Raw genomic sequence first — 21,332 nt, 5'->3', positions numbered from 1 at the left:
CGTCCGGGTGCTCGACGAGGACGGGGAGCTCCTGCGCCACCTCACACTCGACCCCACACGGGACTACCAGCGGCAGGACTCGGGCTGAGTGTCTACGGTGTCTCGCGACATCTGTCTCCGATGTCCCGCGACATCACACGGTGGGCGTAACAGGACTCGAACCTGTGACCTCAGCCGTGTGAAGACCGCCGGACGGCGGCAGACGAACGCCGACGAACTGAAAGTGCTGGTCAGCGGGGCAGCGGCCTCAGCCGAATCCATACGGACGGCGGCGGCTGTGGGATGAATGTGGGATGCGTGCGCCTGCATCCGCCGACGTGCAGATCGCCGAATGCCCACTGAGCCAGCGGCAAGCCCCGACCTGTCGGGCTGGCTTGCGAGCGATCTTGGCCGGGCGACTCGGCAGGGTCAAGGGACGCCGGACAGGCGAGCGAGAACCGGAGCATGCGGAGGCTCGCAGCGACCCTTGACGCAGCCGAGGCGGTCGGCCATCAAGGTGCTGCGGATACCGGCCCTGGCCTGGCCTTGAACGTGACGAGCTTCCACACATCGCCGTCCCGTTCCAGCCAGACGTGCCAAGGCGCCTTGCCTTCGTCGGACCAGCCGTTCTTGCGCGGCGTCAGGTAACTCTCGAACCCGAGAAAGCCGGCGAACGCTTTGTTCCCGTCCACGATGACGCCGTACCACTCCTCGATGGTGAGGCGGTAGTCGCTAAATCCCTTGTAGTTGGGGTCGGCTTGCACCTGCCGCAACGTATTCTCCATCGACCTGACCGTTTCGGCTGCCACCGAATCGGTGAACACGTCCAGTAGTTCGGCCGTGCGGCGTGCTCGCTTGGCTCCGTCGTTCAATACCGAGGCCCGTTCCGCCGGAGTGGACGGCATGGCGAGGGCGAGATTGGCTCGTCGAATCAGGTCGGGCACCGCGGACCGGACGGCAGCAACCTGAGTGGCGTCACCTCTGTCTCCGAACCCCCAGAGCTGCGCGAGCGGCTTGGGGTCGTCGGTCGAGGGAGGGCTGTTCGGGTCGGGGAGCGTCGTAGAGGTGGTAGAGGTGGCTGCGACCGGCGCGGCGGTGTCCTCGCCGCCCGCGAGGCGGGCTACGCCCCAACCTGCAAGACCGATTAGGGCCACAGAGCCAATCGCCAACACGGTCGTCGTTTTGATCTTCATTTGCTCCTAGGCGATGAGGTTTGACGGGAGTTCCAACGACAGCGGCCAGGCTCCTGGGGGGAGGGAGCCTGGCCGCTTGCGGGTGGACTGGACTTACTACGGTGCCGCGTCGAGCTTTGTCTTGATATCGACCAGCTTCCACACGTCGCCGTCACGTTCCAGCCAAACGTGCCACTGGCCTTCCTGGGTGTTGGGTGGGCGCGCCGCCATATCGGGAACGACCACGCTCTCCTTTCCGTGGAACCCGGCGAAGGCTTTGTGACCGTCGACTGTCACTCCGTACCACTTGTCGATTGTCACCTGATGGTCGGTGAAAGGCCGGAAGGTGGGGTCATCGACCGCCTGAGCTATCGCGTCCTCAATTGCCTTGATCTTTGTGTCCGCAACGGAGGCTGCAAATACGCTTCGGAACTCCCCGGCACGTTTCTCCTTCTTGGCCAGCGACCGGATCTCGCTCGCACGCTCATCGGCCGCGCCTGGCAGCATGAGCTGCACCTTGTAGCGGTGGATGAGGTCGGGAACCGCTGCTTTCACCGCGGTCACGTCGACCGGGTTTCCTGTGTCACCGAAGTCGTTGAGTACCGGAAGGCGCGGCGGGTCTTTGGGGTTGACGATCTTTGTCGCGTTGTCGATGGCCCGTTGCTTCTCGGTGTCGTTATCGGAAGCGGTGACGCTGGCGATGCTCAACCCGCCAACCGCCACTGCTACGACCAAGGAAACAACCGCCGCCTTCTTGCCCTTGTTGGTGAATGTCATTCTCATCCCCCTCAGATCCCGACGATCCGGGCGCGCATGTTGGCCTTGATGAATGTGTCCCATTGGTTCAGGTAACCCCAGTTCCAAGGAGCGTGCTGACGGTCCCTGGTGTGTTGGTTCATGTAGTCGCCTGTGAATGTTCCACGCGGCCCGATCTGTGGATAGTCGTAGGAACTGGTCCAACCGATCGCGACAGAGAGATGGCTCCAGCCGTCGCCAGTCCCGTGGTCGTATTCGTACAGCTCACCGGGAAGGGCCGGGGTGTACTGCTGTGTCATGTTCATGGCCGTGAAGTCCGCGCCCCAACCACCGACTTGGGAGGTGACGAAGGCGGTGTTCTCGCGCCACGACAGACTCGACTGCCCGCTGTGGGTGAGGAAGTAGAGCGAGTCGCCGTTGTAGTACCACCACTCGTAGGCAGCCTGACTGGCGTTGAAACGCATCGCTACGCCAGCGGCAAGCCAAACCTGGCTGGCATAATTCGTGCAGTCGTTGCTGTAGCTCTTGAAGTCGGGATTGCGGACCTTACCGTCCAAGGTAGGATCGTATTGCGAGTCGACCACCCATCGCTCCGCGTACTGCGCGGCCTTGTTTGTGTCGAACGCATGTGCGGGCGGCGCTGGCAGTATCACGCTAGCGGCGACCATCAGGAGGACAAGGCCGAATGCGGCTGGCCGTCCGGTTCGTATCGCGTTGCCGTTCACGATTGTGTGACGCTCCCTTCAGGGTTCGGTGGAGAAGGAAGCGCCCTGCGAGTGCCCCCCCCATTTCCCCTAGTCGCTGACGATGACTGTACGAGGTAACCCTCGTCGGCACAATGCTCCCCTGTGGATAGTCACCCCCTCCGGCGTCACCCTCCGAAACCCGCTGAGGGGCAACTTTAGAGGAGTACACTGTGGTGTTAGAGTTATAGCTGCTGTGGAGTCGGGGCGCAATGCCCGATCCCCGACGTCAACGAGTGGCGCAGACAGTTGGCGCCCGCGTGAGGCAACGCCGCCTGGAGCGGGGTTGGTCGCTCGAACAGTTGGGCGAGCAGGCTGACATGCACTTCACCTACGTCGGGGTCGTGGAACGGGGCGAGTCCAATATCACCGTGTACAGCGCCGTCAAGCTGGCAGCGGCCTTGAACGTCAACCCTTCCGAGCTGGTCGACGGCCTGACGCCGTAGCGAGACGGCGCGATCGCTCGTCCGATGGCGGCCCCGCAGCCCAACCGAGCCGCGCATCCCATCAGCCGGGCCGAGGACGGCCCCCCAGGGCCGCCCGCAGGCCCGGCGGCGGCGAAGCCGCCCTCTTGATCCCGTAGAGGAAGTCCTCACACTTTCTTCTCCCTCCCTCACCACGGGCTGACGAGAGAGCGCCCTCCAGCGGCCAAGCCGACGAGCTGGCGACGGCGCGAGCCGAGGGGAACCGGACGGCGGCGGGCCGGTGCGGAGCGCGTGCGACGGGCGGGCGAGCAGGCCGACGACGGCGAGGCGGGCGCGTCCGTCGAGAACGGGTGCGCGTTTCGGCGGTCGCGAGGGGCTTTATAGGGGTGTGAGGCGATACGTGTGTCCGAAACGGCCCCCAGAAGTGGCGCTATGCCGGTGTGGGACTGATGGGCCTTCCTGTTGTCCGCGATCCGGCCCCGGCCGCACATTTCCCTCCCGGCGGGGCGTGCAAGAGGCGGCGTCGACGCGCATTCCGTTCGGAACCGCGAATTGCCCCGTACCGAAACGGGGCCGAAAACGGGCTTCCGTCAGCAGAGGAGGGTGTCGCGAACCGGGCCGCGAAGGCGCATCCCCTGGACAGAGGAGGGATTCCCGTACCGATGGGCCGGAACGGCCGCTTCACCGAATGGAGGGGGATTTCTTCGGAAGGGCTGTCCCGAACGGGACGGCCGGAACGCATGGAAGGTGGCGACGGCCGTGTTCGAGCGCCGGTGACGGACGACGAGGAGGACCGCAGAGGAAACGAGCCGGCACGAGAAACCTTCGTGCAAAACCGGCCGGAAACGCTGCTTTCGGAAGTGAGGGATTGGCGATTCGAGGCAATCCGTTGGACGGATTCCGTACCGATCGGGGGTCCGCGAAGGGTTTCGACAACGAGAGGCAGTGCGAAGCGGCCCGGACGGAGCGGTCCCAAGAAGCGTGACGGGGCGCCCGGCCGGTTCGAGCGCCATTCATCGGACGAAGGGAGGAGGACGCATGACGACAGCGACGGGAGGTTCCGGCCCGAGAGGCCGCTACCGGATTCGAGTTGCGCTGCGGGGGCCGCCGACGCGCATTCCAAGAGAGACAGCGGATTTCCGGATCGGCCCCGTCCGGCGTCCGAACAACAGGCACGGAGGAACAGCGATGCACACGCAGGACACCCGGCGCAGGCCGGGAGCAGTCGAGGAGCAGGCAAACGACGGGCCGAGAGGCCCCCACGAAAGGAGCAGGACCGAATGATGAAGCTGAGGATCGACACCGCCGGCATGGAGTTCATGGCCGCAGGGCCGCCCGAGCCGGTGGTCGACTTCGACACCAAGCAGCCCAAGACCGACGAGTCCGGGGCGGCGCTGCACTCGTTGCAGCTCGTCGTGCTGGGCGAGGACGGGGCCGACGTGATCAACGTCAAGTTCCCCGGTTCGCCCAAGGGCGTCGGCAAGGGCAGCCCGGTCAGGGTCACGGGACTGGTGGCCGTGCCCTGGTCGATGAACGACCGCTCCGGCGTCGCCTTCCGGGCCGCGTCGGTGGAGGCCCTGCCCGCGGCGGCGAGCGGCCGGGCGGCGTCGTGACGGCGACAACGGCGACCCACAACAACCACCCGGCGGGAACGGGCGCGCACGGCGGCGCGCCCACCCGCCCCATTCGAGAGGACGAATCGTGAGCTACACGAAGGAGCAGATGGAGAAGTACCGCAAGCAGGACGACGCGGTGATGGCGGTCCTCGACGGCATCCTGCGCTTCCTGTGGGCCGGACGCGTCGAGCTGGCCCTGCTGGCACCCTCGGCGGCGTTCTTCGCCTGGGCGACGCTCTACGTCGGGGTGCCGCCCGGCCTGGCCGCGGCGGAGACGGCGGTGACATGGCTGCCGTGGCTCCTGTGGGGCCGTGCCCGGCGGTGGCTGTTCCGCACGCTGCGGCGGGCGAGCGTCCGGCGCAACCTGCTCGCGGCCATCCGCACGGCCGAGACGTTCAAGGGGTTCCAGCCCCGCGTCGTGAAGGTGCGGGAGCTGGCCGGCGGCGACGAGGCGACGTTGGAGCTGCCCCGCGGGGGCACGGCTGCCGACCTGGAGAAAGCGGCCGAGTCCGTCGCCTCGTCGTTGCAGGTCCGCGAGGTCCGGGTCGCACGCGAGGTGTCCAACGCCCGGCGGGTGCGCGTCGTGATCGTGCGCCGGGACTTCCTGAGCGCACGAGTCCTGCCCTGGCCCTGGGCCGAGGCCCGGCAGACGACGCTCTGGCAGCCGTTCCCGGTGGGCGTGGACGACGAGGGCCGAGAGGTGCTGATGACCCTGGTGGAGCGCAACCTGCTCGTCGGCGGCGAGCCGGGCGGCGGGAAGTCCGGTGCGGTGAACCTGATCTGCGCCGCGGCGAGCCTCGACCCCGAGGTCGACCTGTACCTGCTCGACGGCAAGCTGGTCGAGCTGGCCGCGTGGCGGGACTGCGCCAAGGCCCATGCGGGCGTGTCGGTGGTCGAGGCCAACGCGCTGCTGCGCGAGCTGCGGACCGAGATGGAGGCCCGCTACGCCTGGCTGCTGGAGATCGGCAAGCGCAAGGTGGAGCGGGGTGACGGTCCCGGCCTGGCCGTGGTGGTGGTGGACGAGCTGGCCCACTACCTCACCAACGGCACCAAGGAGGAACGGGCCGAGTTCGCGGACCTGCTGCGGGATCTCGTCTCCCGCGGACGGGCGGCGGGCGTCGTCGTCGTGGCCGCCACGCAGAAGCCCTCCAGCGACACGATCCCCACGGCGCTGAGGGACCTGTTCGGCTACCGCTGGGCCTTCCGCTGCACGACCCCGCAGGCGTCCGACACCATCCTCGGTGCCGGGTGGGCGTCGTTGGGCTTCTCGGCCACCGAGGTCGACCCCGGTGCCCGAGGCGTCGGCTTCCTGCTCCACGAGGGCGGCATGCCGGTCCGGCTGCGGTCCTACTGGCTGGACGACGACACCATCGCCGCCATCGCACGGCGGGCGGCCGAACTGCGTGGGAAGGGAGGGAACGTCGCGTGACGGCTGAGCCGACAGCCCCGGCCCTGTCCCCTTCGGTGCGCGACGTGCTGCGGCGGGCGTCCGATGCCGAGGGCTACGAACGGTGGCAGGCGCAGTGAGGGCCGCCCGCTTCTGCTCGTCGCCCGTACGGCTCACCGGGCGCACGGAGCGCGTCGACACCGAAACGGGCGAGCTGTCCGTCCGGTTCTCCACCGAGGGCGAACCGGACGGCATCCTGCTCAAAGCCTGCGGGTGTCGGCGCGAGTCGGTGTGTCCGAGCTGCGCCGCGGTCTACCGGGCCGACGCCTACCAGCTCGTCGTCGCCGGCCTGCGGGGCGGCAAGGGCGCCCCCGAGTCGGTGAGCGGGCATCCGGCCGTGTTCGTGACGCTCACCGCGCCGGGCTTCGGTCCGGTCCACTCCCGGCGCGAGCGAGACGGCCGGGCGCTGGTGTGCCGTCGCCCTCGACGGGGCGAGTCCTGCCCGCACGGTCGGCGGCTGTCGTGTTCGGTACGTCACGCCGAGGACGACGAACGCCTGGGTGAGCCGATCTGCGTGGCCTGCTACGACTACGAGGCCGCGGTGCTGTGGAACGCGTCGGCCCCGGAGCTGTGGCGGCGCACAACGATCTACCTGCGCCGGTCCCTGGCCCGGGGGGCGGGACTGAGCGCCGCCGAACTCGCGGAGCGGGCCCGGCCCAGCTACACCAAGGTCGTCGAGTACCAGCGCCGGGGCGTCGTCCACGTCCATGCCGTCATCCGCCTCGACGCGCCGGGGGCCGTGGTCGAGCCACCGGGCGACGGCCTGGGCCTGGACGCGCTGGTATCCGCGATGTCGGCTGCGGTGCCGCTTGTGACCGTGCGCCTGCCCTTCGAGCGCGACGGCGAGGCCATGGTCGCCCGGTGGGGCGAGCAGGTCGACGTGCGGCCCATCCTCGTGCGTCCCGGTGCGATCCCGGCCGGGGCGGTGGCGGCGTATGTCGCCAAGTACGCCACCAAGTCCACCGAGGGGGACGGCAACCTCGACCATCGCCTCGACGCCGAGGAGTTGCCGTACCTGCGGCTGCGGCCCCACCTGCGGAAGCTGGTCGACACGGCCTGGACACTCGGCGGGCGACCGGACCTGGAACACCTGCGCCTGCGGGCCTGGGCGCACACGCTTGGATTCCGCGGCCACTGGCTGACCAAGAGCAGGCACTACTCGACCACCTTCACCGCGCTGCGCCGTGCACGCGCCGAATGGCACGACGACGAGAACCCCGAAACGGTCGAGCACAAGTCGTGGCGCTACGTGGGCCGCGGGTACACGACGCCGGGCGACGCGTGGCTGGTGGAGTCGGCGGCCAGGGAGCGCGACGAGCTGCGGCGCATCGCACGCGCCGAGGCACGCGCCGTCGCCCGGCTCGAGGAGGCGGTGTAGATGGACAGGCTGCTCCTCAAGCCGGAAGAGGCGGCGCTGCTGTTGGGCATCGGGCGCACGAAGCTCTACGAGCTGCTCGCCATCGGTGTGATCCGATCCGTCCAGATCGGCGCGTGCCGTCGCGTGTCGAGGCAGGCATTGGAGGAGTACGTCAACCGACTGCAAGCGGAGGCGGACGAGGATGCAGTCTCCTAGCATTCTCTTGTCATCAGACAATAGAACTAGTACGATGGGCAGATGCCACCCGAGGTCGTAGGGGTCGCGGAGATTGCCGAGATGCTCGGCGGGGTGAGTCGGCAGCGCGTCGACCAGCTCGCCCGCGACTACGCCGATTTCCCCGCTCCCATCGGCAACCTCGCCAGAGGTCGCGTGTGGGACCGCGCCGACGTTGCTGCGTGGATGGCACGCCATCCCGACCGCCGAGGCGGCAGACCGAAGAATGCCACCCGAGGAACAAGAAAGGAGGGCAAGTGAGCATCCACAAACGGCAGACGGCCAAGGGCGTTCGGTACGACGTGAAGCTGCGCGATCCGAACGGCCGCATGTACCAGCAGACGTTCCGGACCAAGAAGGAAGCGGAGACGTACCAGGCCAAGGAACTGTCCGACCGTGCAAGCGGACGGTGGGTCGATCCCCGCGGGGGCGACACGCTGTTCGGTGCGTTCGCTACGGATTGGTTGGCATCCGATCCCGGCAAGCGACCGAGTTCGCTGGCGCGCGACGAAACCATCGTCCGAGTCCACCTGAAGCCGAAGTTCGGCAAGCGTCCCCTCGGCTCCATCACGCCCAAGGACGTGCAGAGCATGATCAACGAGTGGTGCAAGACGCAGAAGCCGCACACGGTCCACCGCCAGCACAGCGCGCTCTCCGCGATCTTCAACGCGGCCGTCGAAGCCGACTTGATCGGCCGTTCGCCTTGCCGAGGCATCAAGCTTCCCGCCATCCCGAAGAAGAAGGCGCACATCGTTGATGCCGACGAGCTGGTGACGTTGGCACACGCCAGTCGGGAAGGCACGCGCCCCATGCCCTACGTCGGCGCGGTGCTCGGTCCTCGTTGGGGCGAGTGCGCCGGCTTGAAGGTGGGTCGTCTCGACTTCCTGCGAGGACTCATGACGATCGACTGGCAACGCACCCGCGGGCCTGGCGGCGTGATGGTCGAAGGACCGCCGAAGTCGGCGGCAGGCGAACGCACGATCGCGGTTCCCAAGCTGCTCATGGACATGCTGGCCGAGCATCTGGCCCGGCGTGGACTGACGGCGGCGGACGCGGACGCCTATGTGTTCGTCGGCCCTGACGGCGGGCCGCTCGACTACAGCGATTGGTACCACCGGGATTGGGTGCCGGCTTGCAAGGCGGCAGGTGTTCCCGGCTTGAAGTTCCACAACCTGCGGGACGCCAACATCACCGGCATGGTGGCCGAGGGTGTCGACATGAAGACCGCACAGACCAGGGCCGGGCACGCCGACGTTCGGGTGCTGCTCGGCATCTACGCACAGGCAACCACCGAAGCCGACCGCCAAGCCGCCGAACGGCTGGCCGACCGCTTCATGCGGCCCATCTCCACGGAGTCTGACAAGGACGTGGGATAGCACCGACGCACCTGGAACCTCGCCCTCGGCCGGGCACTCGGCGTGACTTGTCGTCAAGCCGGGATTGAGTGATCCGCGATTTCGCAATTCTCGACGGCGATACTGGAATATGGCCGACAGCACGGTCGTTCTCGGTGTCACCGGCATCGTCGTATCCGGCGTTGTGGGTCCGACTGTCGCGGCCTGGATGGCTCGACGGACGCGGTCGCGAGAATTTCACCGTGAGCAAGCTGCGCAACGCCGCGACGAGTTGCGGGGACTTCTCAACGAGGCGGCGGGTCTGCTGGCTAGCGGCCCGACGAACCTGCGGATATTGCAGGCGTCCCAGCCCGATGCGGAGGACGTGGAACGGGCGCGGAGTTGGCTGTCGCAGGTGTTCCCGATCGGGCAACGACTACAGCTTTGGCTACCAGGTGACCATCAGGTGGTCCGCGCCTATGAGCGCGTACGCGAACAGCTTGTGAACACGGCCGAGGCGGGAGCCGCGGCGTCGCGCGAGACATTGCTGGAGCGTTTCGAGCAGGACCGACGTGGGTTCCTCGATGTGTCCCGCCAGACGCTACTGAGCCCGATTCCTGAAACCGGTGACGCTCTATGAACTTGGACTCCTACTCCGTCGATGCCGTGATGGTACATGACGTGCCACGGGGCAACGATGATGACGAAGAACTCATTCTCACTGATGCACCGATAGAACTTGACAGCGACCTGCGCCGGTATTTCCGAAGAAAGATTCTGACCAGTCTCAAGGAGCGTGGCGTCGAGGTTGTTGCAGACGAGAACGAGGACGACAGTGTTCGCACGGCGGTCGCTCAGCTCATCAAGCAACCTTCCGATCTGGTGATGGCATCGCGCACCATCGCGGAACGTCTCGATGCCGTGCAGACCGGCCGCAACCCCGCGGGGTTGCTAGCAGTGATCACGGGCACCGTCGACGGCGGCCCATGCGCATCGGTGCTGAAATTGGAGCGTGAGCAGGGCCTGCGTTTCCGCATCACAACCGTCGACGGCCGCCGGATCGTTGACCTCCAGTACCTTCGCGACCTCACCCTCACCGATAAGACGAAGGTATTCAAGACCTCGCTTCTCGTCGCCGACGGAAAGGGCAAGGCGAGCGCTGCTGGAATCGTGGGCCGGGTTTCGGACGACCAGCGTGGGAGCGAGACCAGCGCGGGTGTCGCCAGCTTCTTCCTGAGCACCTTTCTCGGCTGTCGTCTCCGAGACAGCCCCGAGAAGTCGACCTTGGAGTTCGTCCAGGCGGTCGACGGCTTCATCAATGAGCAAGTCGAAAGCGCTGAGCGCAGAGGTCGGTACCAGGTCGCGTTGCTCGCGACGATGCAGGATCAGACCGGCGAGGTAAAGCCCCGTTCCTTTGCCAACACACACTTCGACCCGGTCGACCGTCCGACGTTCTTGGATCGGGTACGCGAGGCGGGTCTCGATCCAGACACGCCGTTTGCCAAGGACACCAGCCTCGTCAAGGTCAGCGGCTTCAGGATGACCTTTCGCTCGGGAATGGTGTTGGTTGGCAGCCAGGACGACTTGCAACAGCGTGTCGAGATTCGTCCCGATGATGCGCCTACACCTGGGGTGGACGTCAACGATGCGATCAAGAAACTGCGGGGACGATGAACCGCGCCTCGGTTTCGTCAGCGGGGTCCACGTCGGCCCATGTGGGATGGATGTGGGATGACTCCCCGGTCCACCTGACCGGAGTCTGGTAGCGCAACCGGTTGACCAGCACTTTTCCGCAGTGGGCGTAACAGGACTCGAACCTGTGACCTCAGCCGTGTGAAGGCTGCGCTCTAACCAACTGAGCCATACGCCCGGGGTCGTTCACTGTAGCGCCTCCGCCGCGGCCTCTGGCCGGTACGAGAGCCGCGGCTCGGGTGCCTGGAGGGGCGCTCGAAACGACGAGAGCATGCCGGAGGGGTGCCGAGCCGGGCGGAGCAGCATCCTGGCCGACGACAGCACCGCCCCTCGGTGCTCCCCCGCCAGCCACGCCCACCCGGCGGCGCTTGCACTCGCCTCGGTCACCGACACCGACACCGGGCCGAAGCGCATCAGTGCCGCCAGCCGGCGCGGCACCAGTACCGGCCCGTCGCCTCGCGCCTGCACCGCTCGCATGGGCAGCACGGCGGGCACGGCAACCCGTCCGCACGCCGCCCGCACCTCGACACCGCCGTCGACCCACCGCAGCACCCGCACGTCCCCGTCCGCCGACCACTCCAACGACCCGAGCGTCGCGGGCAGCCCCCAGTTCAACAGGCTCCCCACTTTGGCGGCCGCTTCCGACACCACCATCGACGTCACGCACAGCCCGGGCCGCAGCCCCAACCGGGCAGGCTCGGCCACCGACAGCTCCACGTACGGCCCCACCGGCGACTCCGTGTACCGGCACCCGACCAACACCGCAGGGCCCGGCAACGCCCGCACGCCGGCAGGCAACCGACGACCCCGGCCACCACCACGACCACCACCGCCGGCCCCCGACCGCACCAACGCCACGATCACCTCGCCACGCAATGCCCATGGAGCATGCGGCGCCTCGGCCATGCCGATCACCGTAACCCGCCGACCCGCACCCGACCCGCGGTGGTTGACTTACACCCATGCGGATCGCACTCATCGCACCGCCGTGGACGCCCGTCCCACCCACCCTCTACGGCGGCACCGAGCTCGTCGTCGACCACCTCGCCACCGGCTTCCAAGCCGCGGGCCACGAGGTCCTCCTCTTCACCACCGGCGACTCCACCTGCCCCGTCCCCAAAGCCCACGTCCTGGCCAAGAGCGAGGGCCACCGCATCGGCAACGCCACGCCCGAGCTCATCCACGTCCATGCCGCCTACGACGCCGTCCAGGGCTACGACATCGTCCACGACCACACCGTGCTCGGCCCGCAACTCCTCCACCGCCACGGCGACCTCAACGTCGTCACCACCGTGCACGGCGCCCTCGACGGCGAGCTCGGCCCGGTCTACGAACGCATCGCCCCCACGGTCCCCCTCATCGCCATCTCCCACGCCCAGCGCCGCCCCGCGCCCCACCTGCCCGTCGCCAAGGTCATCCACCACGGCGTCGACCCCGCCGACTTCCCGATGGGCAACGGCGACGGCGGCTACTTCGTCTTCCTCGGCCGCATGTCGCCCGACAAGGGCGCCCACCGCGCCATGGAGGCTGCCTACAAAGCAGGCGCCAAGCTCGTCATGGCCGCCAAGATGCGCGAGCCCGCCGAGCGGGAGTACTTCGAGCGCTTCGTCCAGCCCTACCTCAACGACGACCTCGTCTACCTCGGCGAGATCCCCCACGAGGACAAACTCGCCCTCCTGGCGGGCGCCACCGCCCTCCTCTTCCCCATCCGCTGGAACGAGCCCTTCGGCATGGTGATGATCGAAGCCATGGCCTGCGGCACGCCCGTGCTCGCCTTCCCCGAGGGCGCCGCCCCCGAAGTCGTCGAACACGGCAAGACCGGCTTCCTCTGCCACGGCGAAACCGACATGGCCGAAGCCATCACCCGCGCCCACACCCTCGACCGCCAGGCCTGTCGAGCCGCCGTGGAGGGCTACTTCTCCACCGAGCGCATGGTGGCCGAGCACCTCGCCCTCTTCGAACAGCTCCTCGGCTGACGCGACCGCGAGCCGCTACGACAACGGGAACGCCGCAGGCACAGGATCGAGCCCCAGCGCCGTCTCCAGTGCCGCCATGGTCCGCAGTACCACCAAGTCGCCGTGCTGGGGACCGACCAACTGCAGCCCCACCGGCATGCCGTCGGCCGTGTACCCGGCGCACACCGTCCCCGCCGGCGACCGCGTCAGGTTGAACGGATAGGTGAACCGCACCCAGTTCGCCTCGTCCGCCCCGTTGACCCTGCCGAACCCGCCGCTCACCGGCGTCTGCCCCGCCACCACCGGCGTCACCAGCACCCGCACCTCGTGGAACAGCCGCACCAACCGCACGTTCAACTCGTGGCACACGTCCTCGGCCCGCACGAGGTCGACGGCCGACAACCCCGTCGCCAACTCCAACGTCCGCACCAGCCCGGGGTCGATGCGCTCCCACGCGTCGGTGCCCTCGTACGCCGCCAACGTGCGCAGGTTGTAGGTCGACGTGAGTTGCAGCCACGGCCACACCGGGTCGTCGGGGAACACCGAGCCCACCTCGACGACATCGGCGCCCAGCGACGACAGCACCCCCACCGCCGACTCGCAGACCCGCCGCACCTCGTCGTCGACGGTGGCGTAACCCAGCGTCGGCGACCACGCCACCTTCATGGGGACGTGGGCCGCCTCCAGCGCGGCCGACCACGCGGGCTCCGGCATGGGCAGCGAACGCAGGTCGCACGGGTCGGGCCCGATCACCGCGTCGAGGGCCAGGACGGTGTCGGACAGCCGCCGCGCCATCACGCCCCGCGTCGACAGGTGGTGCCAGTCGGGCGCCCGCTCGCCGCCCGTCGGCACCCGGCCCAACGACGGCTTGTAGCCGGGCATGCCGCACAGCGCGGCGGGGATGCGGATGCTGCCGCCGCCGTCGGACCCCGTCGCCAACGGCACCATGCCCGCGGCCAACGCCGCCGCACTGCCGCCCGACGATCCACCGGGCGAACGCGACAACGAGAACGGGTTGCGGGTGGCGCCGAACACGCTGTTGGTGGTGTCGGCCTTCCAGCCCAACTCGGGCGTGTTCGTCTTGCCCACCACGACACAGCCCGCCGCCTTCAAGCGCGCCACCAACACGGAGTCGGCAACCGCCGCCGGACCGTCGGCAAAAGCAGCCGAACCCTTCGACGTCACGAACCCCGCGGCGTCCTCCAAGTCCTTCACCGCCAACGGGATGCCCGCCAGCTCGCCCACGTCTTCGCCCCGCGCCACCCGCTCGTCGATCGCACCGGCCGCGGCCATGGCGGCATCGGCATCGACGGCGGTGAAGGCGTTGACCTGTTCGTCGAGCGCCTCGATGCGGTCGAGCGCGTGCTGCACCAGCTCCCGCGACGACACCCGTCCGCTGCGCACGTCGTCGGCCCACGCGGCCACGCTCTGGCGGCGGAAGTCCGTCATTCGACCCCGTAGTGCCGCAGCTCCACGACGTTGCCGTCGGGGTCGAGCACGTAGAGCGACGTGGCCACCCCGCGGGCGCCCCACCGGGGGGCAGGCCCGTCGACCACGGTGAAGCGGCCCGACGCCTTCAACGCCTCCATGTCGGTGGGCGCCACCACCAGGCACAGGTGGTCCATGTTGCGCCCGTCGCGCTCCCCCGCCAGCAAGTCGACGACCGTCGTGTCGTCGATGCGCACCGAGGGGAACGGCACCTCGCCGCGCCGCCATTCGTCGACCCGCTCCGGCGCCAACCCCAACTCGTCGCAGTACCACGCAAGCGAACGCTCGACGTCGGCGACCCGCAGCACCAGGTGGTCGAAACCCGAAATTTGCAGCACACACGCAACCTTAGGCAAGCATCGTCGCATGATCACCGGCGCCACACTCGACCACGTAGCCGTCGCCGCCGAGCGCTGGGAGGACGCCTGGCCCCGCTACGCCCACGAGCTCGGGGGGCGGTGGGTCTCCGGCGGGGAGGCGCCCGGCTTTGCCGCCCACCAGTTGCGATTCGCCAACGGCGGCAAGCTCGAGATCATCCGCCCGCACGCCGTCGAGCAGAACGACTTCCTGCGCCGGTTCATCGACCGCAACGGCCTCGGCCCCCACCACCTCACCTTCAAGGTGCCCGACATCGCCGCCGCCCTCGACGAGGCCGAGCGGTCGGGCTACCGGCCGGTCAACGTGAACCTCGACGACCCCGACTGGAAGGAGGCGTTCCTGCACCCCAAGGAAGCGCCCGGCGTCGTCGTGCAACTGGCGGAGTCGGCGGGCGACTGGTCGAGCGCGCCGCCGCTCGGCTTCCCGCCGGCCGCCCACGACGCCGCGGCCACCCTGGACCGTGTCGTGCACGCAGTGGCCGACCTCGACGACGGGCTGGCGTTGTTCGCCACCCTGCTCGGCGGCGAGGAGGTCGACCGCGGCGACGGGTGGGTCGAACTGCGGTGGGCGACGCCCATCCGCGTCCGTCTCGTCACCAGCGAGACGGCGTGGGTCGGCGAGCGCCACGGACGGGTCCACCACGTCGCCTTCACCTGCCCGTGGCTCGAGGGGGAGGCCCGCACGGTGGAGCCCGACGACAACCTGGGCACCCGCTTGGTGATGTTTCCGAGTTGACCTCCCGGGTACGAACGCGGCATGGGAATCGACGACATGAAGGGCCGAGTCAAGGAAGCCGCAGGCGACCTGACTGACAACAAAGACCTCGAGCGCGAAGGCAAGGTCGACCAAGCCACCGGGACCGTCAAGGACAAGGTGGGCGACGTGGCCGACAAGGTGAAGGACACCATCAACCGCGACTGAGAACTGACGCCGCTCTCCCCCCAGCGGCGTCGATTGAAAGGCGACCCGGTCCCCCGGGTCGCCTTTCACGCGTCCGGGGGCTGTTTCGCCACGGCGCTGTAAGCGAACGCCGCCGTGGCCGCGGCGATCAGGCCGAGGCCCACCATGCCTGCGCCCTGGGTGGGCGACACAGTGCTGTCGGGCAGGAACGACAAGGCGTAGCCGATCAGCTCGGCCACCGCGAACGCCGCACCCAATGCCGTTGCGCCCCACAGGATGCCGGTTGCCCAGCGGCGTTCCCGGGCCGCTTCCGGGAGCCCGAGCAGGCGCGGCACCCCGACGAGCACGGGACAGAGCACGAGCCAAGCCACCGAGCCGGAGACGAAGCGGCCGAACCACACCACTCGTCCGGGCGCCGACAGCCCGCCATCGGTGAAACGGCCGAGCTCGGCGAACGCAGAGACGACGCCGAGCGCGGAGGCCGCCAACAGGCTTCCCGCCAGGACCACCAGCCCCTGATGGAGCCGGACGAGCTCGTTTGCCCTCACCGGCTCCATGGCCGCGAATAGTCCCATGACCTGGGGGTCCGCGTCACTGTCACACCCTCTGGTTACCCTCCGGTCGTGTGAAGTTGCTGCACACCTCCGACTGGCACCTGGGGCGCACGTTCCACAGCGCGCCCCTGCTCGAGCACCAGGTGGCAGCCGTCGACGCCCTCGTCGAGGTGGTGCGGGCCGAGGCCGTCGACGTCGTCGTGGTGGCGGGCGACATCTACGACCGACAGCTACCGGCGGGCGAGGCGGTGGAGGCGCTGTCGTACGCGTTGTGCGAGCTGCGGGGGGCAGGCGCACGAGTGGTGGGCATCGCCGGCAACCACGACTCCTCGGTGCGGGTGGGCTTCGCCGAGCCGGTGCTGGCCGCGGGCGGCGTCAGCATCCGAGGCGACCTGTCGACCATCGGCACGCCGGTGCTCGTCGAGGCGAGCGACGACGGCCCGCCGCTCGCCGTCTACCCCATCCCGTACCTCGAACCGGAAGTAGCCCGGCACCGGTTGGGGGCCACCGACGTGCGCACGCACGACGGCTTGCTGCGCACCGCCCTCGACCGCGCCCGCCTCGACTTGGCGGGCCGAGGCCACGTTCGTTCTGTCGCCGTCGTGCACGCCTTCGTGGCGGGCGGGCGCGAGTGCGACAGCGAGCGGCCCTTGTCGGTGGGGGGCACGGCCGAAGTGGGCCTCGACTGCTTCACCGGCTTCGACTACGCCGCCCTCGGCCACTTGCACGGGCGCCAGGTGCTGGGCGACGGACGAGTGCGTTACTCCGGCTCCCCGTTGGCCTATTCGTTCTCGGAACGGACGCACGTCAAGGGCGCCTGGCTGGTGTCGCTCGACGTCGACGGGCGCGCCGAGGTCGAGGGCGTCGACCTCCCCGTCCCTCGACGCCTGGCCGTAGTGGAAGGCCGCCTCGACGACCTGCTCGCGTCGGCCGCGTACACCGACGCCGAGCCGTGCTGGGTGCATGCCGTGCTCACCGACGCCGTCCTCCCACCCGAGGCCATGGCTCGGCTTCGTGCCCGCTTCCCCCATGCGTTGACGCTCGTCCATCGACCACCCACGCAGGTGGGCGCCACCACGGGCTACACCGAACGCATCCAGGGCAAGTCCGACTTCGACCTCACCGTCGACTTCGTCGAACACGTCACCGGCGAGCCCCCCGGCGCCGAGGAACGCGCCGACTTGGTGGCCGCCCTCGACGCCACCCGACCGGAGGTCGGGCCATGAGGCCGCGGCGGCTGCAGGCCACGGCGTTCGGGCCCTTCGCCACCCGGGTGGAGGTCGACTTCGACCGGCTGGCCGAGGCGGGGCTGTTCCTCATCCACGGCGAGACGGGGGCAGGCAAGACCTCGCTGCTCGACGCCATGTGCTTCGCCCTCTACGGCTCGGTGCCGGGCGTGCGCACCACCGACGACCTGCGCAGCGACCACGCGGCACGAGCGCCGACGGAGACGAGCGTCAGCCTGGAGTTCTCATTGCGGGGTGACGACTGGCGGGTGACCCGCACGCCACCGCACGAACGTCCCAAGCGCCGGGGCACGGGCACCACGCTGCAGAAGCCCAAGGCCACCGCGTCGCGGCGCCGAGGCGACGAATGGGTGCCGGTGGCCGACGGCGTCGAAGAGGTCGGCCTGCTCGTCAACGACCTCTTGGGGCTGACTGCGGCCCAGTTCCAGCAAGTCGTGGTGCTGCCCCAGGGCGAGTTCCAGCGGGCGTTGCGGGCCAATCCCAAGGAACGGGGCGAGCTGCTGTCCACCCTGTTCCGCACCGGGCGCTTCGGCGACGTGACTATCGCCCTGGTCGAGCGGGCCAAGCGCCTGGAAGGCGACGTGGCCGCTCGGCGCGACCAAGTGGGCGCGTTACGCCGCCAGGCCTCGGAACGGTGGGCCGAGGTGGCACCCGACGACGACGTAGCCGACGCCGACCTCGAGGCGCTCATCGTGCGAGCGTCGGTGACCGAAGCCGACGCCGCCGTGCGGCGGGCGGCAGCCGCCGACGCCGCCGACCGGGCGCATGCCGTGCACCGACGCGCCGAGCAGGTGGCGGAGCGACGAGCGCGCCGGGCCCGAGCCGAAGCAGAGCTGGCCGCGTGCGTGGCCGCAGCCGACGAGATGGAGGCGTTGTCGTCGCGGCTGGCCGGCGCCGAGCGGGCCGAACCCATGCGCCACCTGTTCACCATGCTGCGCGGTGCCGAGTCCGCCTACGAAGACGCGCTCGACCGCCGCCTCCTGCTCCAACACCCGCTGGCCGAACTGGCTGCTGCCGTGCCCGCGCCGTTGGCCGACATCGGCGCCGAGGTTTGCTCGTGGCCGTTGGGGCCGGGCCTGCTCTCGGGCGACGTGGCCGAGGTGACCGATCGGTTGCATGCAGCAGTGCCCGCGCTTCAGGGGCTGGCCGAACGACGCAGCGCGGCGGCCAAGGCACGCGAGTCGGCAGCACGAGAACGGGCCGCCGCCGACCTCGCGGCCCGGCAGGCCAGCCGCGCCGACGCCGAGGCCGCCGCCTTGGCGGCCCAAGCCGACGCGTCGCGACGCCAGGTCGACGATGCCGCAGTGGCCCGCAAGTCGCTCGACGCCTTGCGCACCGAGGCGGCACGACGGGCGACCGAAGCCGAGGCGGCCCGACTGTTGCCCGAGGTGGAGCGGGAGCTCGCGCACGTCGCCCCGCTGGCGCTGGAAGCCAACAGCACCGCGGTCGAATGGACGCAGAAGCACCTGCGGCTCTTGGAGCAACGCCTGACCGACATGGCGGGCGAGCTGGCCAGTCGCCTCGTGCCCGGCGAGCCGTGTGCGGTGTGCGGCTCGGCGGAGCATCCCCGCCCCGCCGCCGCTCCCTCCGCACTGGTCACCGAAGCTGGCCTCGAACGCATCGCAGAAGAGACCGGCTTCGCCAAGGAACAGGCCGACACACTGGCCGAACGCCTCGACCAGTTGAAGGAGCGCGCCGCCGAACTGCGAGCACGGGCCGGCGCCGCTGCGGGCGACCCTGCGGGAGCGGCCGAGATCGCCGCCCAACTGGCGGCCCGGGTGGCCGAGGCCGAGGCGCTGGCCGAGGCCCACGCAGGCGCCGAGTCTCGCCTGGCCACGCTCACCGAGGAGTTGCACTCGGCGAAGGACGCCGCCGAGCGGAGCCGCCTCCAAGCCGCCACGCGAGCGGCCACCGCCGAGGCCCTCACCGCCGAGGCCGACGTGGCCGAGGGGGAGGTGGCGGCCGAGCTCGGCCCCGACCTCGACCCCGACCTCGTGGTGCGCATGGCCGAGTTGTTGCTGCAGAGCCTCGACGAGCTCACCGTGGCCGTGGCCGAGGAAGCCACGTCACTGGTCAAGCAGGAGACCGCGGCGCTGCACCTGTCGGGCCAGGCACAAGCGCTCGGGTTCGCCTCCGTGTCGGCGGCGGAGGCCGCCATGCTCCCGGCCGACGAACGCCAGGCGATGGCCGCCGAGGTGACGGCGTGGAAGCAGGCTCGGGTGGCGGCCGAAGCGGTGCTGGCCGAAGCCGACGCCGACATCGACGCCGGGCACAGCGACCACGACGAGCCGGAGCTCGACCTGGGCGAGGCGGCGGCTCGGGTGGCTGCGGCGGCCGAGGCGCTCGACGTCGCCGTGGCTCGGCACACCCAGGTGGCGGCCGCCGCCGCCGAGCTTCGTCGCCTGGTCGACCGCCATCGCCAGGCGGCGGCAGCACTGGCGCCGCTGGAGGCCGAAGCGCGTCGGGTGCGGCGACTGGCCGATGTGTGCAACGGCACCGGCAACGAGCGCAAGATGTCGCTCGAGCGCTACGTGCTGGCCGCTCGCATGGAGGAGATCACGGCGGCGGCGAGCATCCGCTTCCAGTCGATGAGCGAGGGCCGCTACACGCTTCGCCACAGCGACGAGCGGGTGAAGGGCGGCGGTGCGTCCGGCCTGTCGATCGTGGTGGCCGACGCCTGGACGGGCATGGAGCGCGACGTGCGCACCCTGTCGGGCGGCGAGACGTTCCAGGCGTCGCTGGCCTTGGCGCTGGCCGTGGTCGACGTGGTGCAGCAGCACAGCGGCGGCGTGCACATCGACGCCCTGTTCGTCGACGAGGGGTTCGGCACCCTCGACGCCGACGCCCTCGACCAGGCCATCGCCGAGTTGGAGCGCCTGCGGGCGGGTGGTCGGTTGGTCGGCATCATCAGCCACGTGGCCGCCCTGCACGGCCGCATCCCCGCGGGCATCGAGGTCATCAAAGCGGCCGACGGCTCGACGGTGCGCCTGGGTTCGATCGCCGCTGCCTGAACCCTGCGCGAGAATGGCTTCGACGGTGAGTCGGCCGGGTGGTCGCGGCACCGAGGCGCTTTCGGGCGTCGACGGTGTCGAGGAAGGTCGGGGCTCCACAGGGCAGGGTGCCGGTTAGCGGCCGGTCGGGGCGACCCGCAGGACAGTGCCACAGAGAACAGACCGCCGATGGCCGGGCAACCGGCACAGGCAAGGGTGAAACGGTGCGGTAAGAGCGCACCAGCGTCCCGGGTAACCGGGGCGGCTCGGTAAACCCCACCCGGAGCAAGGCCGAACGTGGGACGGGTGGTCCGCCCGATGTCCCCAGGTAGGCCGCACAGATGGATGGCCACCCCTCCCGGTCCGTCAGGGCCGAGAGGACAGAACCCCGCCTACAGGCCGACTCACCGTCACCAGCACCACACCGCTCAGCCCTTGTCGTGCGGGGGTGGCGTCTGCGCCGACGCCTGGAAGAGAAACGGCACGATGTCCATGGCCAGCCCCACGGGGTCGCGCTCCCACGGCGGCGGGAGGTTGCCGTCGCGCCACAGGATGGCGATGCCGTGCACATACGCCCATGCCGCGATGCCGGCCCGGAGCTGGTCGCCATCCGCCGCATCGAGCACCTGCTGGGCCGACTCGAACAGCACCCGCCCGGCGCCCGCCTTGGCCTCGACCAACGCAGGGTCGTCGACGTGGTGCAGCTCGGGCCGGAACATCACCTCGAAATGGGCCGGCCAGCGGGTGGCGAAGCGCACGTAGGCGATCCCCACCTTCTCGAACCGCCCGGATGTGCTCCACGCCAGTTCGAGCTCCCCTCGCAGCAGGTCGAACCCGCCCGCCGCCAGCGCCGTGAACAGGCCGGTCTTGTCGCCGAAGTGGTGGGAGACGGCACCGTGGGTCACCCCCACGCGGCGGGCCAGGTCGCGAAAGCTCACCCCGGTCGCCCCCCGTTCGGTGATGGCTTCGACGGCGGCGGTGAGCACCTTGGATCGCACGTTCCCGTGGTGGTACGGCACGCCTCGCAGCGTAGTAGTGACATTTGACCACTGGTCAAATAGCCTG

21 protein-coding genes, 1 tRNA gene and 1 other RNA gene are annotated in these 21,332 nt (G+C 69.5%); 14 read left to right on the top strand and 9 right to left on the bottom strand.

Annotated features, from left to right (window positions below; genetic code table 11):
- Nucleotides 1-491: 491 nt before the first annotated feature.
- From VM938_03495 to VM938_03485, 3 genes are all read right to left on the bottom strand, one after another.
- Nucleotides 492-1,172 carry a hypothetical protein gene (locus VM938_03495; GenBank protein ID HVF74088.1) on the bottom strand — a complete coding sequence of 227 codons (681 nt, stop codon included), beginning with the start codon at nt 1,170-1,172 and terminating at the stop codon, nt 492-494.
- 96 nt (nt 1,173-1,268) lie between these two features.
- On the bottom strand, nt 1,269-1,934 hold the full coding sequence (locus VM938_03490) for a hypothetical protein (protein HVF74087.1): 666 nt from the start codon (nt 1,932-1,934) through the stop codon (nt 1,269-1,271).
- A 5-nt stretch (nt 1,935-1,939) separates the two neighbouring features.
- Nucleotides 1,940-2,632 (bottom strand): amidase domain-containing protein, encoded by a 693-nt coding sequence (locus tag VM938_03485; GenBank protein ID HVF74086.1) that lies wholly within the window; start codon nt 2,630-2,632, stop codon nt 1,940-1,942.
- A gap of 278 nt (nt 2,633-2,910) precedes the next feature.
- Here VM938_03485 and VM938_03480 point away from each other — a divergent pair, with 278 nt between their 5' ends.
- The 8 genes from VM938_03480 (at nt 2,911) to VM938_03445 (ending at nt 10,737) form a co-directional block, all read left to right on the top strand.
- Nucleotides 2,911-3,096, top strand: coding sequence for a helix-turn-helix transcriptional regulator (locus tag VM938_03480; GenBank protein ID HVF74085.1), 186 nt, complete (start codon nt 2,911-2,913; stop codon nt 3,094-3,096).
- Nucleotides 3,097-4,358: 1,262 nt separating this feature from the next.
- Nucleotides 4,359-4,688 (top strand): hypothetical protein, encoded by a 330-nt coding sequence (locus tag VM938_03475; protein ID HVF74084.1) that lies wholly within the window; start codon nt 4,359-4,361, stop codon nt 4,686-4,688.
- Between the two features lie 88 nt (nt 4,689-4,776).
- Nucleotides 4,777-6,120, top strand: a complete 1,344-nt coding sequence (locus tag VM938_03470; GenBank protein ID HVF74083.1) for an FtsK/SpoIIIE domain-containing protein — start codon at nt 4,777-4,779, stop codon at nt 6,118-6,120.
- 94 nt (nt 6,121-6,214) lie between these two features.
- Entirely contained in the window at nt 6,215-7,516 is a 1,302-nt protein-coding gene (locus tag VM938_03465; GenBank protein ID HVF74082.1) for a replication initiator, read from the top strand.
- Nucleotides 7,517-7,711 carry a helix-turn-helix domain-containing protein gene (locus VM938_03460; GenBank protein ID HVF74081.1) on the top strand — a complete coding sequence of 65 codons (195 nt, stop codon included), beginning with the start codon at nt 7,517-7,519 and terminating at the stop codon, nt 7,709-7,711.
- Nucleotides 7,712-7,911: 200 nt separating this feature from the next.
- A complete protein-coding gene (locus VM938_03455) occupies nt 7,912-9,105 on the top strand; it encodes a tyrosine-type recombinase/integrase (protein HVF74080.1) in 1,194 nt (397 codons plus the stop codon).
- Nucleotides 9,106-9,214: 109 nt separating this feature from the next.
- Complete coding sequence (locus VM938_03450; GenBank protein HVF74079.1) at nt 9,215-9,703, top strand: hypothetical protein; 489 nt, start codon at nt 9,215-9,217, stop codon at nt 9,701-9,703.
- 2 nt (nt 9,704-9,705) lie between these two features.
- Entirely contained in the window at nt 9,706-10,737 is a 1,032-nt protein-coding gene (locus tag VM938_03445) for a nucleoid-associated protein (protein HVF74078.1), read from the top strand.
- Between the two features lie 122 nt (nt 10,738-10,859).
- Here VM938_03445 and VM938_03440 read toward each other — a convergent pair.
- Together VM938_03440 and VM938_03435 are read right to left on the bottom strand one after the other, a co-directional pair.
- Nucleotides 10,860-10,933: transfer RNA gene (locus VM938_03440), tRNA-Val, on the bottom strand.
- Between the two features lie 8 nt (nt 10,934-10,941).
- Nucleotides 10,942-11,661 carry a hypothetical protein gene (locus tag VM938_03435; GenBank protein HVF74077.1) on the bottom strand — a complete coding sequence of 240 codons (720 nt, stop codon included), beginning with the start codon at nt 11,659-11,661 and terminating at the stop codon, nt 10,942-10,944.
- 56 nt (nt 11,662-11,717) lie between these two features.
- Here VM938_03435 and VM938_03430 point away from each other — a divergent pair, with 56 nt between their 5' ends.
- Entirely contained in the window at nt 11,718-12,731 is a 1,014-nt protein-coding gene (locus VM938_03430; GenBank protein HVF74076.1) for a glycosyltransferase family 4 protein, read from the top strand.
- Between the two features lie 15 nt (nt 12,732-12,746).
- On the opposite strand, the gene VM938_03425 is transcribed toward VM938_03430, so the two are convergent.
- Nucleotides 12,747-14,159 (bottom strand): amidase, encoded by a 1,413-nt coding sequence (locus tag VM938_03425; protein ID HVF74075.1) that lies wholly within the window; start codon nt 14,157-14,159, stop codon nt 12,747-12,749.
- A complete protein-coding gene (locus VM938_03420; protein HVF74074.1) occupies nt 14,156-14,536 on the bottom strand; it encodes a VOC family protein in 381 nt (126 codons plus the stop codon). The genes VM938_03425 and VM938_03420 overlap by 4 nt, the downstream gene beginning before the upstream one ends.
- Nucleotides 14,537-14,564: 28 nt before the next feature.
- Here VM938_03420 and VM938_03415 point away from each other — a divergent pair, with 28 nt between their 5' ends.
- The gene (locus tag VM938_03415) at nt 14,565-15,311 is read left to right on the top strand and encodes a VOC family protein (protein ID HVF74073.1); all 747 of its coding nucleotides are present in this window, start codon (nt 14,565-14,567) and stop codon (nt 15,309-15,311) included.
- A gap of 21 nt (nt 15,312-15,332) precedes the next feature.
- Nucleotides 15,333-15,497 carry a CsbD family protein gene (locus VM938_03410; GenBank protein HVF74072.1) on the top strand — a complete coding sequence of 55 codons (165 nt, stop codon included), beginning with the start codon at nt 15,333-15,335 and terminating at the stop codon, nt 15,495-15,497.
- A gap of 65 nt (nt 15,498-15,562) precedes the next feature.
- On the opposite strand, the gene VM938_03405 is transcribed toward VM938_03410, so the two are convergent.
- Complete coding sequence (locus VM938_03405) at nt 15,563-16,024, bottom strand: hypothetical protein (protein HVF74071.1); 462 nt, start codon at nt 16,022-16,024, stop codon at nt 15,563-15,565.
- Nucleotides 16,025-16,101: 77 nt separating this feature from the next.
- Between VM938_03405 and VM938_03400 the strand changes: the two genes are divergently transcribed.
- The 3 genes from VM938_03400 (at nt 16,102) to rnpB (ending at nt 20,678) form a co-directional block, all read left to right on the top strand.
- Complete coding sequence (locus VM938_03400) at nt 16,102-17,256, top strand: exonuclease SbcCD subunit D (protein HVF74070.1); 1,155 nt, start codon at nt 16,102-16,104, stop codon at nt 17,254-17,256.
- Entirely contained in the window at nt 17,253-20,288 is a 3,036-nt protein-coding gene (locus VM938_03395; GenBank protein HVF74069.1) for an AAA family ATPase, read from the top strand. The genes VM938_03400 and VM938_03395 overlap by 4 nt, the downstream gene beginning before the upstream one ends.
- A 26-nt stretch (nt 20,289-20,314) precedes the next feature.
- Nucleotides 20,315-20,678: RNase P RNA component class A (gene rnpB, locus VM938_03390), an RNA gene on the top strand.
- A 17-nt stretch (nt 20,679-20,695) separates the two neighbouring features.
- On the opposite strand, the gene VM938_03385 is transcribed toward rnpB, so the two are convergent.
- A complete protein-coding gene (locus VM938_03385; protein HVF74068.1) occupies nt 20,696-21,286 on the bottom strand; it encodes a TetR/AcrR family transcriptional regulator in 591 nt (196 codons plus the stop codon).
- Between the last annotated feature and the right edge of the window lie 46 nt (nt 21,287-21,332).

This window comes from Acidimicrobiales bacterium (assembly GCA_035536915.1).
Lineage (GTDB): Bacteria > Actinomycetota > Acidimicrobiia > Acidimicrobiales > JAHWLA01 > JAHWLA01.
Note: the sequence above shows the minus strand (reverse complement) of the source record. Positions and strands in the feature narration are given on the sequence as shown.